This window comes from Amycolatopsis sp. NPDC114505 (genome assembly GCF_055633615.1).
In genome coordinates this window covers 766,754-779,484 of record NZ_JBVKDV010000004.1, presented here as the reverse complement: position 1 = coordinate 779,484, position 12,731 = coordinate 766,754, and the positions used below count along the sequence as shown (strand labels likewise).

Genomic DNA, 12,731 nt, shown 5'->3' with positions numbered 1-12,731 from the left:
ATCCGGTCCATCGGCTCGGGATCGTCGGTGGCCGCCGATAGACTGGACCAGGGACGCCCCCCGGAGAGGGTGGGGGCCTGGCCGGGCGGCGGCGGCCCCGCCAAACGGGTGCTTGTCCGTCACTGGGCGACCGTGCGTCGCCACCAAGGCCGGCTTCACCCGCCAGGGGCCGAACCAGTGGATCCCGGTCGGGCGGCCCGAGTACCTGCGGCAGCAGGTCGAGCTGAGCCTGCGTCACCTCGGCGTCGACCGGATCGACCTGCTCCAGCTGCACCGGATCGACCCGAAGGTGCCGCTCGCCGAGCAGGTCGGCGAGCTGAAGAGCCTTCAGGACGACGGCAAGATCCGGCACATCGGCCTGTCCGAGATCAGCGTGGACGAGCTGAAGGAAGCGCAGAAGACCGCCGAGATCGTGTCGGTGCAGAACCTGTTCAACCTGGCCAAGCGCGACGCCGAACCGCTCCTCGACCACGCCACCGAGCACGGCATCGCCTTCATCCCGTGGTTCCCGCTCGCCACCGGCGCCCTCGCCGGCGCGGACAGCCCGCTGACCACGTTCGCCAAGGAGCACGACGCCTCGCCGTCGCAGCTCGCGCTCGCCTGGCTGCTCAAGCGGTCGCCCGTCGTGCTGCCGATTCCGGGGACGTCGTCGGTCGCACACCTCGAGGACAACGTCGCCGCCGCGGACATCGAGCTGACCGACGCCGAGTTCGACGCTCGGACCGAGGCGGTCTAAGCCGGCAGGACGTTGATCAGCAGCTTGCTGCGCGGGGCGATCAGCACGGTGTTGACCCGCTCCGGCCGGATCCGCTCGCGGAGCTTGCGCTCCAGCGGGTAGGTCCGGCCGCCCGTCTTCAGGTAGTAGTGCTCGTTGTGACCCTGGCTGAGCCGGGTGGAGAGCGCGATCGGGTGGTCGTCGCCGGGTCGTTGCCTGCCGAAGTCGTGGGTCCAGCCCGTGGTCGCGACCAGCTGACCGCTTCGCACGTCCGCCAGCCGGCGCAGGCAGACGAACGCGAGCCAGGCGGTGATCGCCAGGATCGGGACGAGGGTGCCGAGGACTTCGGCGGCGGTCTCCGCCACGACGGCGAGCAGCACCGCCACCACGAGGCCCGCGATGGCCAGGACGGCCGCGACCCAGAAGTTGAGGTCGAGCAGCTTTCCCCGTTGCGAGGGGTGAAGCCGGCCGTGGCGGTTGGCCAGCTCCACCTCGGCCTGCTCGATCACTCGGCCTCGCCTTCGGGGTGTTCCTTCTCGTAGGCCTCTCGGCCCTCGTGGTAGCGGTCGATCTGTTCGTTCTCCTGACGGCGGCCCTCGGTCACGACACCGACGGTGTCCGCGGTGCTCCACCCCGGATAGCCGCCGACCTTCTGCCACTCCGCCGGCTTGAGCGCGCTGCGGCCGTCCTCGGAGTACTTGTCGCCGAGGCCTTCGACCTTTTCGCGGCCGGGGACATGAGACTCGGCGGCTTCGTTCCAGCCCTTCGCCGTCTCCTCGGCGGACTTGGCCTCCTTGCCCGCCTGCTTGAGCTCGTTGGCCTTCCGCTCGATGCCCGCGGCGGTGTCGACCGACTTGTCCACGATCCTGTCGGCCGCCTTGCCGGCCTTCTTGAGCGCGTTCGCCGCGCCTTCCAGGGCCGCTTTCGACTTGCCCGCGCCCTTCGCCAGGCTCTCCAGCTTCTCGACGATCTTCGCGATCCTCGTGCTGATCTTCTCCGCGAGCACGCCGCCCTCGATGACCGTGTCGGCGATGAACGCCGCGATCGTGCCGCCGAACGTGCACCAGGACGCGGCCAGCGCGGCCAGGGCCTTGACGATCAGCTCGCCCACGAACGACGAGATCATGTCGCGGATCAGCCCGCGCTCGGTGCCGACCAGTGCCGCGCCGACGTTCATGGCCGTCGACGCGTCTCCGGCGTGCGAAGCCGCTCCGCGCAGCACGCCGACGTAGCTCTCCGCCGTCTTCTGGTACGCCTCGGCCGACCCGCAGTCGCTGAACGACTGCTGGACCTTCTTGGCCTGCTGCTCGTAGCTCTCGGCCGTCTCGGTGAGCGACTTGGCGATGTTCGTCCAGGTCACGGCCTTGGCGGTGACGGCTTCGGGCTTGCCGGCGAGCTTGTCGAGCCCGTCCTTGAGGAAGCTGATGTGCTCGATCAGCCAGCCGACCCCGGCGCTGGCCAGGGTGCCGAGCGGGTCCATCGCCGCGCCGAGCAGGTCGAGGGCGTCGGTGCCGACGTCCATGGCGAGGTTGCCCCAGTCGCCGTTGCGGGCGTCGGTGAGCGTCGACGCCGCGTCGCTGAAGATGCCCGCGCCGCCGGTCTGGGCGTTGACGTTGTCCAGCTCGCCCTTCGAGCCGTCGCCCATGCCACTCCAGAAGCCGCCCGGCGACTCGGCCGTGGCGACGAGTGCGTTCTCGGTCATGCCGGGAGCTCCTTGCCGATGCCCTCGATCAGGCACTTCGTCTTGTCTTCGTGGTCGCGGAACGCCGTGTGCGCGGTCTTCACCCGGTCCGCGACCTCGTGGCCGGCCGCGACGGCGTCGTTCAGGAAGCTGTCGGCGGTGTCCACCCACGCCTGGATCGGCAGCGCGAACACCTGTCCGACCAGCCCGAACGCGTCGAAGTCGAGCGCGCCGGCCGTGCCCGCGGCCTCGACCGCCTGCTGCACCCGGTCGGCGATCTCCCGGATCTCGTCCTCGTGGCCGCCGAGGACGTCGAAGTCGACCTTCATCGCTTCGCCCGCCATCACAGCCCCCGGCGCAGGATCGGGCCGCCGAAGTCCTCGTCGTCGTCCGGGCGCGGCCGGGCCGGGCGCACCGGCGGCGGCGGGGTTTGCGGCGGGGTTTCCCGTGGCTTTTCGGCGAATTCCCAGCGCGGCGACGCCGGTTCTTCTTCCGGAACTTCGGGCGCCGGGATCTGTTCCCGGAGGAATTCCATCGCGTCGCTGTCGGCGCCGATCACCGGCGCCATGATCGCGGTCAGCTGCTGGGCGGCGTCGACCTGCGCGCGTTTGGCGGCCGCGAGGACGGCCTGGGCGAGCCGGGCCCGCGGCAGCTCGTCCGCGCGCGGTCCGAACGTGAGTTCCTGCAGCGCACCGCTGGTGTTGACGGTGACCGTGACGGACCCGTCGGCGCTCGTGGCGGTCGCCGAGACGCGCTCGAGCCGGGCTTTCGCCTCGGCCGCGCGCCGGGCGATATCGGGCATTCCGGCCGAAGCGGGTTCAATTCGGTTCACAGCGACCTCGTAGTCGGTCCGAGTCGGGGGAGGGCATGCGCATCAGAGGCAGCCAACCGCTTTTCGGTTCCCGCTTCAAGCCGGAAATTCATTTCGAGAAGAATGCATGGGAATTCGTTTGTCCGCTCTTTACCCGACGCGCACCCCCGGGGTTGAGCACGACCGGCTCAGGCTTCCGTAAACTCAAGGTGAGCAGCGAGCGAAGTAGGTGAGGAACGGTGGCCAACGCGGACGAGCGCCGCTTCGACGTGCTGCGCGCGATCGTCGCCGACTACGTGTCCAACCAGGAACCCGTCGGCTCCAAGGCGATCGTCGAACGGCACAACCTGGGCGTGTCGAGCGCCACCGTGCGCAACGACATGGCCACTCTCGAGGAAGAGGGCTACATCACCCAGCCGCACACCAGCGCGGGGCGGGTGCCGACCGACAAGGGCTACCGGCTCTTCGTCGACCGGCTCTCGGAGATCAAGCCCCTGAGCGCGGCCGAGCGGCGGGCCATCACCACCTTCCTCGACAGCGGCACCGACCTCGACGACGTCCTCCGCCGCTCGGTCCGGCTGCTCGCGCAGCTGACCCGGCAGGTCGCCGTCGTCCAGTACCCGATGCTGACCAACGCCAAGGTGCGCCACCTCGAGGTGGTGCCGCTCACCCCGGCGCGGCTGATGCTGGTGCTGATCGCCGACAACGGCCGCGTCGACCAGCGCACGGTCGACCTCGGCGACGTCGTCACCGAAGAGGACGTGGCGCGGCTGCGCTCGGTGCTCAACACGGCCATGTCCGGCCGCCGGCTCAACGAGGCCGCCGCGCGCGTCGCCGAGCTGCCCGACAAGGCGCCAGGCGAGCTGCGGGACGCGCTCATCCGCGTCACCACGGTCCTGGTCGAGTCGCTGGCCGAACACCCCGAAGAACGCCTGGTCCTCGGCGGCACCGCGAACCTCACGCGGAACGTCGCCGACTTCCCGGGTTCGCTGCGCCAGGTCCTCGAAGCCCTCGAGGAGCAGGTGGTCGTGCTGAAGCTCCTGGCCGCCGCGCGCAACCCCGGTGCGATCACCGTGCGCATCGGTGAGGAAAATGAGGACGAGCAGATGCGCAGCACCTCGGTCGTCTCGATCGGATACGGCCAGGACATGGTGCTCGGCGGCATGGGGGTGGTCGGCCCGACCCGGATGGACTACCCCGGCACGATCGCCGCGGTGCGCGCGGTCGCCAACTACGTGGGGCAGATCCTGGCCGGCCGCTGAGCCGGGCAGAGCAGAAGGAGAAGCAGAGACGGTGGCGAGGGACTACTACGGCATCCTCGGGGTGGCCAAGAACGCGAGCGATCAGGACATCAAGCGCGCGTACCGGAAGCTGGCCAGGGAGCTGCACCCCGACGTCAACCCGTCGGAAGACGCGCAGCACAAGTTCGGCGAGGTGACGACGGCCTACGAGGTGCTGTCCGACCCGCAGAAGCGCAAGATCGTCGACCTCGGCGGCGACCCGATGGACGGTGGCGCGCGCGGCGGGGGCGGCGGCGACCCGTTCGCCGGGTTCGGCGGCCTCGGCGACATCATGGACGCCTTCTTCGGCGCGGCCGGGGGCGGCGGCGGCGGACGCGGGCGAGGACCCCGCAGCCGCGTCCAGCCCGGCTCCGACGCGCTGATCCGGCTCGGCCTGTCCCTCGAGGACTGCGCCACCGGCGTCGACAAGGAGATCGCCGTCGACACCGCGATCGTCTGCGACCTCTGCCGCGGCGCCGGCACCACCGAAGGCACCGGCGTCAAGACCTGCGACACCTGCGGCGGCGCCGGCGAGGTCCAGTCCGTCCAGCGGTCCTTCCTCGGCCAGGTCGTCACGGCCCGCCCGTGCCCGGTCTGCCGCGGCTTCGGCGAGGTCATCCCCGACCCCTGCCGCCAGTGCGGCGGCGACGGCCGCATCCGCGCCCGCCGCAACGTCACCGCGAAGATCCCGCCGGGCGTCGGCGACGGCATGCGCATCCGCCTCTCCGGCCAGGGCGAGGTCGGCCCCGGCGGCGGCCCGGCCGGCGACCTCTACGTCGAGATCGACGAGACCCCGCACGAGGTCTTCGTCCGGCAGGGCCACGACCTGCACTGCAACTTCCGCATCCCGATGACCACCGCCGCCCTCGGCGCCACGGTGCCCATCTCGACGCTCATCGACGGCGACTACGAGCTCGACGTCGAAGCCGGCACCCAGCCCAACGCCGAGCTCGTCCTCACCGGCAAGGGCATGCCCCGCCTGCGGTCCTCCGGCCGCGTCGACGGCCGCGGCGACCTCCACGTCCACATCGACGTCGTGGTCCCGACGAAGCTCGACGAGGCCCAGAGCGAGCTCCTCGTCGAGCTCGCCCGGCAGCGCGGCGAAGAAGTCCCGACCCTGGCGTCAAACGGCACCAAGCACGGCGGCCTGTTCTCCAAGCTGCGCGCCAAGAACCACCGCTGACCGTGCCCGACACCACCCTGCCGGTCTTCCTCGCCGCCTCGGTGCCCAAGAGCGGGCACGCGGTCCTCGACGGCGAGGAAGCCCGGCACGCGGCCACCGTCCGCCGCCTGCGCGCGGGGGAGCGGCTGGTCCTCTCCGACGGCGCGGGCACCATGGCCCGCTGCGTCGTCGAAGCCGTCCAGCCCGGCCGCGACGCCGTCCTGACGCTCACGGTCGAGGAGAGCTGGACCGAGGAACCGCCCGCCCTGCGCGTCGTCCTCGCCCAAGCCCTCGCCAAAGGCGACCGCGGCGAGCTCGCCGTCGAGCTCGCCACCGAAGCCGGCATCGACGCGATCGTCCCCTGGCGCGCCGCCCGCAGCGTCGCCAAGTGGGACGACGGCGGACGCGGCGACAAAGCCCTCGCCCGCTGGCGGGCCACCGCCCGCTCCGCCGCCAAACAAGCCCGGCGCGCCCACATCCCCGACGTCACCGAACCCGCCGGCACCCACGAGCTCGCCGGACTGATCGCCACCACCTCCCTGACGATCGTGCTCGAGTCCGACGTCCCCGACCGCCTCACCGACCTCGACCTGCCCGACACCGGCGACATCCTCCTGGTCGTCGGCCCCGAAGGCGGCATCACCGACGACGAGCTCCACACCCTGCGCGAAGCCGGCGCTCGAGCCGTCCGCCTCGGGACGACAGTGCTGCGCACCTCCACCGCCGCGGCCGTCGCACTCGGCGCGCTGGGCGCCCTCACCGCCCGGTGGCGGTGAAAAGATCACCGGAAAAAAGAACCCCGATTTTGCGCCCAGTTATGGCGCGATCACACTCCGACCCGTTACTCTCGTTTACTAACGCAGCACGCACCGTTCCGGACCGTCACGGCCCGAACCGGGTGCCGCGCCACTGGGAAGTTACAAAGCTCCGCCGGGCACCTCCCCCCTCGGTCCGGCGGCCGCCGCGGCAGCGGTAGATCGACCCCCAGGGTCTACCGCTCCGCGGCCCCCTTCCTCGCTTCGCTTCGGTCGTTGGGCCGCTTCGCGTTCGTTGTGTCTTCTGGGGGTCAAACCCCCAGACCCCCAGCCGGGGGTTCCCCCCGGACCCCCCGCTCGGTGCCGGTCTTGTTGGCGGCTGGGGTCGATAGGGTGTCTTCCATGAGTGAGGATGAGACTCTCTTCGAGCGGATCATTGCTGGTCAGATCCCTGCTGATGTTGTCTATCAGGACGATGTCACCTTTGCCTTTCGGGATATTCGGCCTCAGGCGAAGGTTCATGTGCTGGTCGTGCCCAAGGTTCGGTATCGGAACCTGGGGGAGCTTGCTGCTGGGGATCCTCAGTTGCTTGCTCAGGTTGCTCTCACTGCTCGGAAGGTTGCTGAGCTTGAGGGTGTTGCCGAGTCCGGGTATCGGGTTGTCTTCAACACTGACTCTGATGCTGGGCAGACTGTTTTTCATGTTCATGCCCATGTCCTGGGGGGTGAGCCTCTGGGGCTCTTCGGGGCTCCTGAGCAGGACTAGCCCAAACCCGTCTGCGTTCTGTCGGTGGGTGCCAGTATCGTTGGTGGGGTCCGTTCTCCCTCACCGAGAAAGCAGGCCTGAGGCCACGTGGCCGGAACCGTACCGGGTGGCGCCGCCCGACCCGATGTCCCCGGGGACGTCGCCAAGACCGAGGATGCCGCCGTGCAGGCGGCCCAGTCCCGGTTCCCCATTCCCGACGCCGCCGCGCTCAGCCTGCTCGGCTCCCGCGACGAGAACCTGCGTGTCGCCGAGGAACTCCTCGCCGCCGACGTGCACGTCCGCGGCAACGAGGTCACCCTCACCGGCACCCCCGCCGACGTCGCCTTCGCCGAGCGCGTCTTCGCCGACCTCGTCACGCTGGCCACCGGCGGGCAGCAGGTCGGCCCGGACACCGTCCGGCGCACCATCGGCATGCTCTCCAGCGGCGACGCGTCGCCCGCCGAGGTCCTCAGCCTCAACATCGTCTCCCGCCGCGGCAAGACCATCCGGCCCAAGACGCTCAACCAGAAGCGCTACGTCGACGCCATCGACAAGCACACCGTCGTCTTCGGCATCGGCCCCGCCGGCACCGGCAAGACCTACCTCGCCATGGCGAAGGCCGTCCAGGCCCTCCAGGCCAAGCAGGTCACCCGCATCGTGCTGACCCGCCCCGCCGTCGAAGCCGGCGAGCGCCTCGGCTACCTGCCCGGCACGCTCAACGAGAAGATCGACCCCTACCTGCGGCCGCTCTACGACGCGCTGCACGACATGGTCGAACCCGAGTCCATCCCGCGGCTCATGCAGGCCGGCACCATCGAGATCGCGCCGCTCGCCTACATGCGCGGCCGCACGCTCAACGACGCCTTCATCATCCTCGACGAGGCCCAGAACACCACGCCCGAGCAGATGAAGATGTTCCTCACCCGCCTCGGCCAGGGCTCCAAGATCGTCGTCACCGGCGACGTCACCCAGGTCGACCTCCCCAACGGGCAGCGCAGCGGCCTCCGCGTCGTGCGCGACATCCTCGGCGGCGTCGAAGGACTCCACTTCGCCGAACTGACCAGCCAGGACGTCGTCCGGCACAAGCTCGTCGGCGACATCGTCGACGCCTACGAGAAGTGGCAGGCCGTGCAGGACGCGCAGGACCAGCAGCAGGGCAACGCCTGGAAGGGCAACCGGCGGTGAGCATCGAGATCGCCAACGAGTCCGGCGTCGACGTCGACGAGACGTCCATCGTCTCGGCCGCCCGCTACGCCCTCGACAAGATGGAGGTCAGCCCGCTCGCCGAGCTGTCCATCCTGCTCGTCACCCTCGAAGTCATGGAAGACCTGCACGAACGCTGGATGGACCTCCCCGGCCCCACCGACGTCATGGCCTTCCCGATGGACGAGCTCGACTCCTCCCGCCGCCCGGACGCGCCCGACGCGTCGCCGGCGCTGCTCGGGGACATCGTGCTCTGCCCGGCGTTCGCCAAGGACCAGGCCAAGACCGCGGGCCACGGCCTGATCGACGAGCTGCACCTGCTCACCGTGCACGGCTGCCTCCACCTCCTCGGCTACGACCACGCCGAACCCGCCGAGGAACGCGAGATGTTCGCCCTCCAGAAGCGGATCCTCGGCGAGTACCAGGACGCCGTCTCCGCACTGGAGAAGCGCGACGCCCAGCGCAACACCGACGACCGCGTACTCGGCATCGCCGGACTCGACACGGGCGCCGCGCCGGCGGGCGAACCGGCCACCGGGGAAACGCCCTAGGCGCCAGCCATGGTCCAGCTCCTCTTCGCGATCGCGCTCGTGCTCCTCGCGGGCGTGTTCGCGGCGGCCGACGCCGCCATCAGCACCGTGTCGCAAGCCCGGGCCGAAGGCCTTGCCCGGCTCGGGCTGCCCGGCGCCCGTCAGCTCGCCGCCGTCGTGGCCGAACGCCGGCGGCACATCAACCTGCTGCTCCTGCTGCGCCTCGGCTGCGAGCTCACCGCCACCGTGCTCGTCACGGTCTTCGTCGGCACCCGGCTCCGGCCGCTGGGTCTCGCCGTGCTCGTCGCCGCGGTCGTCATGGTCGTGGTCAGCTACGTCCTCATCGGCGTCGGCCCCCGCACCCTCGGTCGCCAGCACCCCTACCGCGTCGGCCGGTACGTCGCCGGGCCGGTCCGCGTCCTCGGCTCGATCCTCGGCCCGCTGTCCCGGCTGCTCATCCTCATCGGTAACGCCATCACCCCCGGTCAGGGCTTCCGCGAGGGCCCGTTCACCTCCGAAGTCGAGCTGCGCGAGCTCGTCGACCTCGCGCAGGAACGCGGCGTCGTCGAGGACTCCGAGCGCGAGATGATCCACTCGGTGTTCGAGCTCGGCGACACCGTCGCCCGCGAGGTCATGGTGCCGCGCACCGAGATCGTCTGGATCGAGCGCACCAAGACCGTCCGCCAGGCCATCGCCCTCGCCCTGCGCACCGGCTTCACCCGGCTCCCGGTGATCGACGACTCGGTCGACGACATCGTCGGCGTCGTCAACATCAAGGACCTGATGTCGGCGTACATGGACCCGGACGGGTCGAGCACGGTCGTCGACACGCTGATGAACGAAGCCTCCTTCGTCCCCGACTCGAAGCGCCTCGACGAGCTCCTCAAGGAGATGCAGCGCTCGCACCACCACATGGCGATCGCCGTCGACGAGTACGGCGGCACCGCCGGCCTGCTCACCATCGAGGACGTCCTCGAAGAGATCGTCGGCGAGATCACCGACGAGTCGGACGCCGACGAGCGCCCCGAGGTCGAGGAGCTCGCCGGCGGCGCCGTCCGCGTGTCGTCCCGGATGAGCGTCGACGACCTGGGCGAGCTCTTCGGCATCGACCTCGAAGACCACGACGTGGAGACCGTGGGCGGGCTGCTCGCGGAGCGACTGGGTAGGGTCCCGCTGCCGGGGGCCGAAGCCGAGGTCGCCGGCCTTCGGCTGTTCGCCGAAGGCGGCAAGGACCGGCGCGGCCGCATGCGGATCACCTCGGTGGTCGTGCACCCGGCCACCGCCGATGCGATGACCGACCCGGCCGACCGCACCACCCGGCGCCGCACGCGCCTGCCCAACCCCGATGAACGCGACAGGAGCGTCGAACATGCCTGACCTCGAGGCCGAGGACCAGAAACTGGTGACGCTGGCCAAGTCCTCACGCGCCCGCATCCAGGCCCCCGAAGGCGCCGCGGTCCGCGACACCGACGGCCGCACCTACGCCGCGGGCACGGTCGACCAGCCGTCGTTCAAGCTCACCGCGCTCCAGGCCGCCGTCGCCGCGGCGCTGTCCAGCGGCGCCGAAGGCATCGAAGCCGCCGCCGTCGTCAGCGAAGAAGGGCTGCTCAAGGGCGCGTCCGTGCACGCGGTCCGCGACCTGGCGAAGTACGCGCCGATCATCCTCGCCGCCCCGGACGGCACGGTTCTCGAGGTGCTGGAGCGATGACGGAACACCGGTCCGGGTTCGCCTGCTTCGTCGGGCGGCCCAACGCGGGCAAGTCGACGCTGACCAACGCCCTCGTCGGCAGCAAGGTCGCGATCACCTCCAGCAAGCCGCAGACCACGCGCCACGCGATCCGCGGCATCGTGCACCGCGAGGACGCCCAGCTCGTCCTCATCGACACCCCCGGCCTGCACCGCCCCCGCACCCTGCTCGGCGAGCGGCTCAACGACATCGTGCACACGACGTGGTCCGAAGTGGACGTCGTCGGCCTGTGCGTGCCGGCGAACGAGAAGGTCGGGCCCGGCGACCGGTTCATCGCCGCCGAGCTGCAGAAGATCGCCAAGCGCACGCCGGTGATCGGCATCGTCACCAAGACCGACCTCGTCCAGCCGCAGCAGGTCGCCGAGCAGCTCCTCGCGCTGCAGGAGGTCATGGACTTCGCGGAGCTGATCCCGGTGTCCGCCGTGGACGGCTTCCAGGTCGGCGCGCTCGCGGACCTCCTCGTCGGCAAGCTCCCGGAGGGGCCGCAGCTCTACCCGGGCGGCGAGCTCACCGACGAGCCCGAGCAGACGCTGGTCGCCGAGCTGATCCGCGAGGCGGCGCTCGAAGGCGTCCGCGACGAGCTGCCGCACTCGATCGCCGTCACCGTCGAGGAGATGCTGGCGCGCGAAGGCCGCGACGACCTCATCGACGTCCACGCGTTCCTGTACGTGGAAAGGCCCAGCCAGAAGGGCATCATCCTCGGGCACAAGGGCGAGCGGCTGCGCGAGGTCGGGGCCACCGCGCGCAAGAACATCGAGGCGCTGCTCGGCTCCAAGGTCTACCTCGACCTGCACGTCAAGGTGGCCAAGGAGTGGCAGCGCGACCCCCGTCAGCTGCGCCGGCTCGGGTTCTGACGTGGCCGAGCAGCCGCGGCCGCCCGCCGACTACAACCCCGGGCCCCCGCCCGCGACCAACCTGGTCTGGGGGATCGTCAGCGCCGTCCTGTGCTGCCTGCCGTTCGGCGTCCTCTCGATCTACCAGGCCGCCAAGGTCGAAAAGCTCTGGGCGCAGGGCGAGCAGGACGCGGCACTGGCGTCGGCTCGCGACGCCCGGCGGTGGGCGGTCGTCGCCGCCGTCGCCGGCGCCGTCCTGTGGGTCGCCGCGATCGTGACGATCGTCCTGCTCTTCGGAACGCTCACCGACGACGCCGCGTCGAACTGACGACGACGCAGCAGGAGGCGATCCCGGTGACCCAGCCCTACCCGCAGTACCCGCCGCCGCCCGGCTGGGTGCCGAACTACGGGCCGCCGCCGGACAACAACCTGGTCTGGGCGATCCTGTCGACGGTGATGTGCTGCCTGCCGTTGGGTATCGTCGCCATCGTGAAGGCGAGTCAGGTCAACTCCCTGTGGTTCCAGGGCTTCCACGCCGAAGCGCACCGAGCCGCCGACGAAGCCCGCAAGTGGGCGATGTGGTCGGCGATCGCGTCCGCGGCGCTGGTCGTGCTCTACCTCGCGTTCGTCCTGGTCATGTTCGCCCTCGTCGGCGTCTCGTTCTGGTCGTTGGTGCCATGACGACCGTCTACACGGGATACCCGGCCCGCGGCGCCAGGGCCACGTTGCGCGCGCTCGGCGCCCCGATGGCCGTCGTCGGCGGGCTCGGCGTGTGCTGCGCGGCGGTCCTCATCGGCGACCCGACCACCCCCGGCGGCTGGCTCCCCGTCTGCCCGACCAAGGCGCTGTTCGGCATCGACTGCCCGGGCTGCGGCGGTATGCGGATGGCGTACAGCCTGATGCACGGCGATCTCCCCGCGGCCCTGCACTACAACGCCGTGTCGCTCGTCTTCATCCTCTTGTTCGTCTGGAGCACGGCCGCCTGGACGGTCGGGCGGCTGCGCGGCCGCTGGGTGAACAGCTGGCTGCACTGGCGGTGGACGCCGCTGACCGTCGGCGTCGTGTTCGCCGTCTGGTTCGTCATTCGCAACCTCCCGTTCGCCCCGTTCACCGGCCTGCGGGTCTGACTTTCGACGCACGGGAACCGCTTCGCCACGCACCGCGTCGGAGGCTCGTCCGGTTCACCCGGACAGTGGATGCCTGGGCAGCGCGGCCGCAGGTGAACCGAGTACGCTCCCGCGGACCAGTGCCGTACATTCGCACCGGTTCC

At 70.6% G+C, this 12,731-nt stretch carries 17 protein-coding genes; 13 read left to right on the top strand and 4 right to left on the bottom strand.

Annotated features, from left to right (window positions below):
• Nucleotides 1-112: 112 nt before the first annotated feature.
• Nucleotides 113-736: an aldo/keto reductase gene (locus tag ACZ7OU_RS41405; RefSeq protein ID WP_470259487.1), complete on the top strand. Its 624-nt coding sequence runs from the start codon at nt 113-115 to the stop codon at nt 734-736.
• On the opposite strand, the gene ACZ7OU_RS41400 is transcribed toward ACZ7OU_RS41405, so the two are convergent.
• From ACZ7OU_RS41400 to ACZ7OU_RS41385, 4 genes are read right to left on the bottom strand one after another with little or no spacing between them, the layout of a single operon-like run.
• The gene (locus ACZ7OU_RS41400; protein ID WP_470259486.1) at nt 733-1,224 is read right to left on the bottom strand and encodes a hypothetical protein; all 492 of its coding nucleotides are present in this window, start codon (nt 1,222-1,224) and stop codon (nt 733-735) included. The two genes, ACZ7OU_RS41405 and ACZ7OU_RS41400, sit on opposite strands and share 4 nt — an antisense overlap.
• Nucleotides 1,221-2,417 carry a hypothetical protein gene (locus ACZ7OU_RS41395; protein WP_470259485.1) on the bottom strand — a complete coding sequence of 399 codons (1,197 nt, stop codon included), beginning with the start codon at nt 2,415-2,417 and terminating at the stop codon, nt 1,221-1,223. Before ACZ7OU_RS41395 ends, ACZ7OU_RS41400 begins: the two co-directional genes overlap by 4 nt.
• On the bottom strand, nt 2,414-2,740 hold the full coding sequence (locus ACZ7OU_RS41390) for a type VII secretion target (RefSeq protein ID WP_470245984.1): 327 nt from the start codon (nt 2,738-2,740) through the stop codon (nt 2,414-2,416). Before ACZ7OU_RS41390 ends, ACZ7OU_RS41395 begins: the two co-directional genes overlap by 4 nt.
• A complete protein-coding gene (locus tag ACZ7OU_RS41385) occupies nt 2,740-3,228 on the bottom strand; it encodes a YbaB/EbfC family nucleoid-associated protein (protein WP_470259484.1) in 489 nt (162 codons plus the stop codon). Before ACZ7OU_RS41385 ends, ACZ7OU_RS41390 begins: the two co-directional genes overlap by 1 nt.
• A 218-nt stretch (nt 3,229-3,446) precedes the next feature.
• Here ACZ7OU_RS41385 and hrcA point away from each other — a divergent pair, with 218 nt between their 5' ends.
• The 12 genes from hrcA (at nt 3,447) to ACZ7OU_RS41325 (ending at nt 12,588) form a co-directional block, all read left to right on the top strand.
• Nucleotides 3,447-4,469: a heat-inducible transcriptional repressor HrcA gene (gene hrcA / locus ACZ7OU_RS41380; protein WP_470245986.1), complete on the top strand. Its 1,023-nt coding sequence runs from the start codon at nt 3,447-3,449 to the stop codon at nt 4,467-4,469.
• Nucleotides 4,470-4,500: 31 nt separating this feature from the next.
• Nucleotides 4,501-5,670 (top strand): molecular chaperone DnaJ, encoded by a 1,170-nt coding sequence (gene dnaJ / locus ACZ7OU_RS41375; RefSeq protein ID WP_470245987.1) that lies wholly within the window; start codon nt 4,501-4,503, stop codon nt 5,668-5,670.
• Between the two features lie 2 nt (nt 5,671-5,672).
• Nucleotides 5,673-6,425 carry a 16S rRNA (uracil(1498)-N(3))-methyltransferase gene (locus ACZ7OU_RS41370; protein WP_470259483.1) on the top strand — a complete coding sequence of 251 codons (753 nt, stop codon included), beginning with the start codon at nt 5,673-5,675 and terminating at the stop codon, nt 6,423-6,425.
• Between the two features lie 381 nt (nt 6,426-6,806).
• Nucleotides 6,807-7,169 carry a histidine triad nucleotide-binding protein gene (locus ACZ7OU_RS41365; RefSeq protein ID WP_470259482.1) on the top strand — a complete coding sequence of 121 codons (363 nt, stop codon included), beginning with the start codon at nt 6,807-6,809 and terminating at the stop codon, nt 7,167-7,169.
• Between the two features lie 87 nt (nt 7,170-7,256).
• The gene (locus ACZ7OU_RS41360) at nt 7,257-8,333 is read left to right on the top strand and encodes a PhoH family protein (RefSeq protein WP_470259481.1); all 1,077 of its coding nucleotides are present in this window, start codon (nt 7,257-7,259) and stop codon (nt 8,331-8,333) included.
• The gene (ybeY, locus tag ACZ7OU_RS41355; protein ID WP_470259480.1) at nt 8,330-8,902 is read left to right on the top strand and encodes an rRNA maturation RNase YbeY; all 573 of its coding nucleotides are present in this window, start codon (nt 8,330-8,332) and stop codon (nt 8,900-8,902) included. The genes ACZ7OU_RS41360 and ybeY overlap by 4 nt, the downstream gene beginning before the upstream one ends.
• A 9-nt stretch (nt 8,903-8,911) precedes the next feature.
• Entirely contained in the window at nt 8,912-10,258 is a 1,347-nt protein-coding gene (locus tag ACZ7OU_RS41350; protein ID WP_470259479.1) for a hemolysin family protein, read from the top strand.
• Nucleotides 10,251-10,589, top strand: a complete 339-nt coding sequence (locus tag ACZ7OU_RS41345) for a cytidine deaminase (RefSeq protein WP_470259478.1) — start codon at nt 10,251-10,253, stop codon at nt 10,587-10,589. Before ACZ7OU_RS41350 ends, ACZ7OU_RS41345 begins: the two co-directional genes overlap by 8 nt.
• Entirely contained in the window at nt 10,586-11,482 is an 897-nt protein-coding gene (gene era, locus ACZ7OU_RS41340; protein WP_470245994.1) for a GTPase Era, read from the top strand. Before ACZ7OU_RS41345 ends, era begins: the two co-directional genes overlap by 4 nt.
• A gap of 1 nt (nt 11,483) precedes the next feature.
• The gene (locus ACZ7OU_RS41335; protein ID WP_470245995.1) at nt 11,484-11,789 is read left to right on the top strand and encodes a CD225/dispanin family protein; all 306 of its coding nucleotides are present in this window, start codon (nt 11,484-11,486) and stop codon (nt 11,787-11,789) included.
• 26 nt (nt 11,790-11,815) lie between these two features.
• A complete protein-coding gene (locus tag ACZ7OU_RS41330) occupies nt 11,816-12,142 on the top strand; it encodes a CD225/dispanin family protein (RefSeq protein ID WP_470245996.1) in 327 nt (108 codons plus the stop codon).
• Nucleotides 12,139-12,588 (top strand): DUF2752 domain-containing protein, encoded by a 450-nt coding sequence (locus ACZ7OU_RS41325; RefSeq protein WP_470259477.1) that lies wholly within the window; start codon nt 12,139-12,141, stop codon nt 12,586-12,588. Before ACZ7OU_RS41330 ends, ACZ7OU_RS41325 begins: the two co-directional genes overlap by 4 nt.
• The last annotated feature ends 143 nt before the right edge of the window (nt 12,589-12,731 follow it).

Bases quoted from the DNA above. Each gene is read 5' to 3' on its own strand.
- ACZ7OU_RS41395 (WP_470259485.1), bottom strand. From the start codon at position 2,417: ATGACCGAGAACGCACTCGTCGCCACGGCCGAGTCGCCGGGCGGCTTC.
- ACZ7OU_RS41390 (WP_470245984.1), bottom strand. From the start codon at position 2,740: ATGGCGGGCGAAGCGATGAAGGTCGACTTCGACGTCCTCGGCGGCCAC.
- ACZ7OU_RS41365 (WP_470259482.1), top strand. From the start codon at position 6,807: ATGAGTGAGGATGAGACTCTCTTCGAGCGGATCATTGCTGGTCAGATC.
- ACZ7OU_RS41350 (WP_470259479.1), top strand. From the start codon at position 8,912: ATGGTCCAGCTCCTCTTCGCGATCGCGCTCGTGCTCCTCGCGGGCGTG.
- ACZ7OU_RS41345 (WP_470259478.1), top strand. From the start codon at position 10,251: ATGCCTGACCTCGAGGCCGAGGACCAGAAACTGGTGACGCTGGCCAAG.
- era (WP_470245994.1), top strand. From the start codon at position 10,586: ATGACGGAACACCGGTCCGGGTTCGCCTGCTTCGTCGGGCGGCCCAAC.
- ACZ7OU_RS41325 (WP_470259477.1), top strand. From the start codon at position 12,139: ATGACGACCGTCTACACGGGATACCCGGCCCGCGGCGCCAGGGCCACG.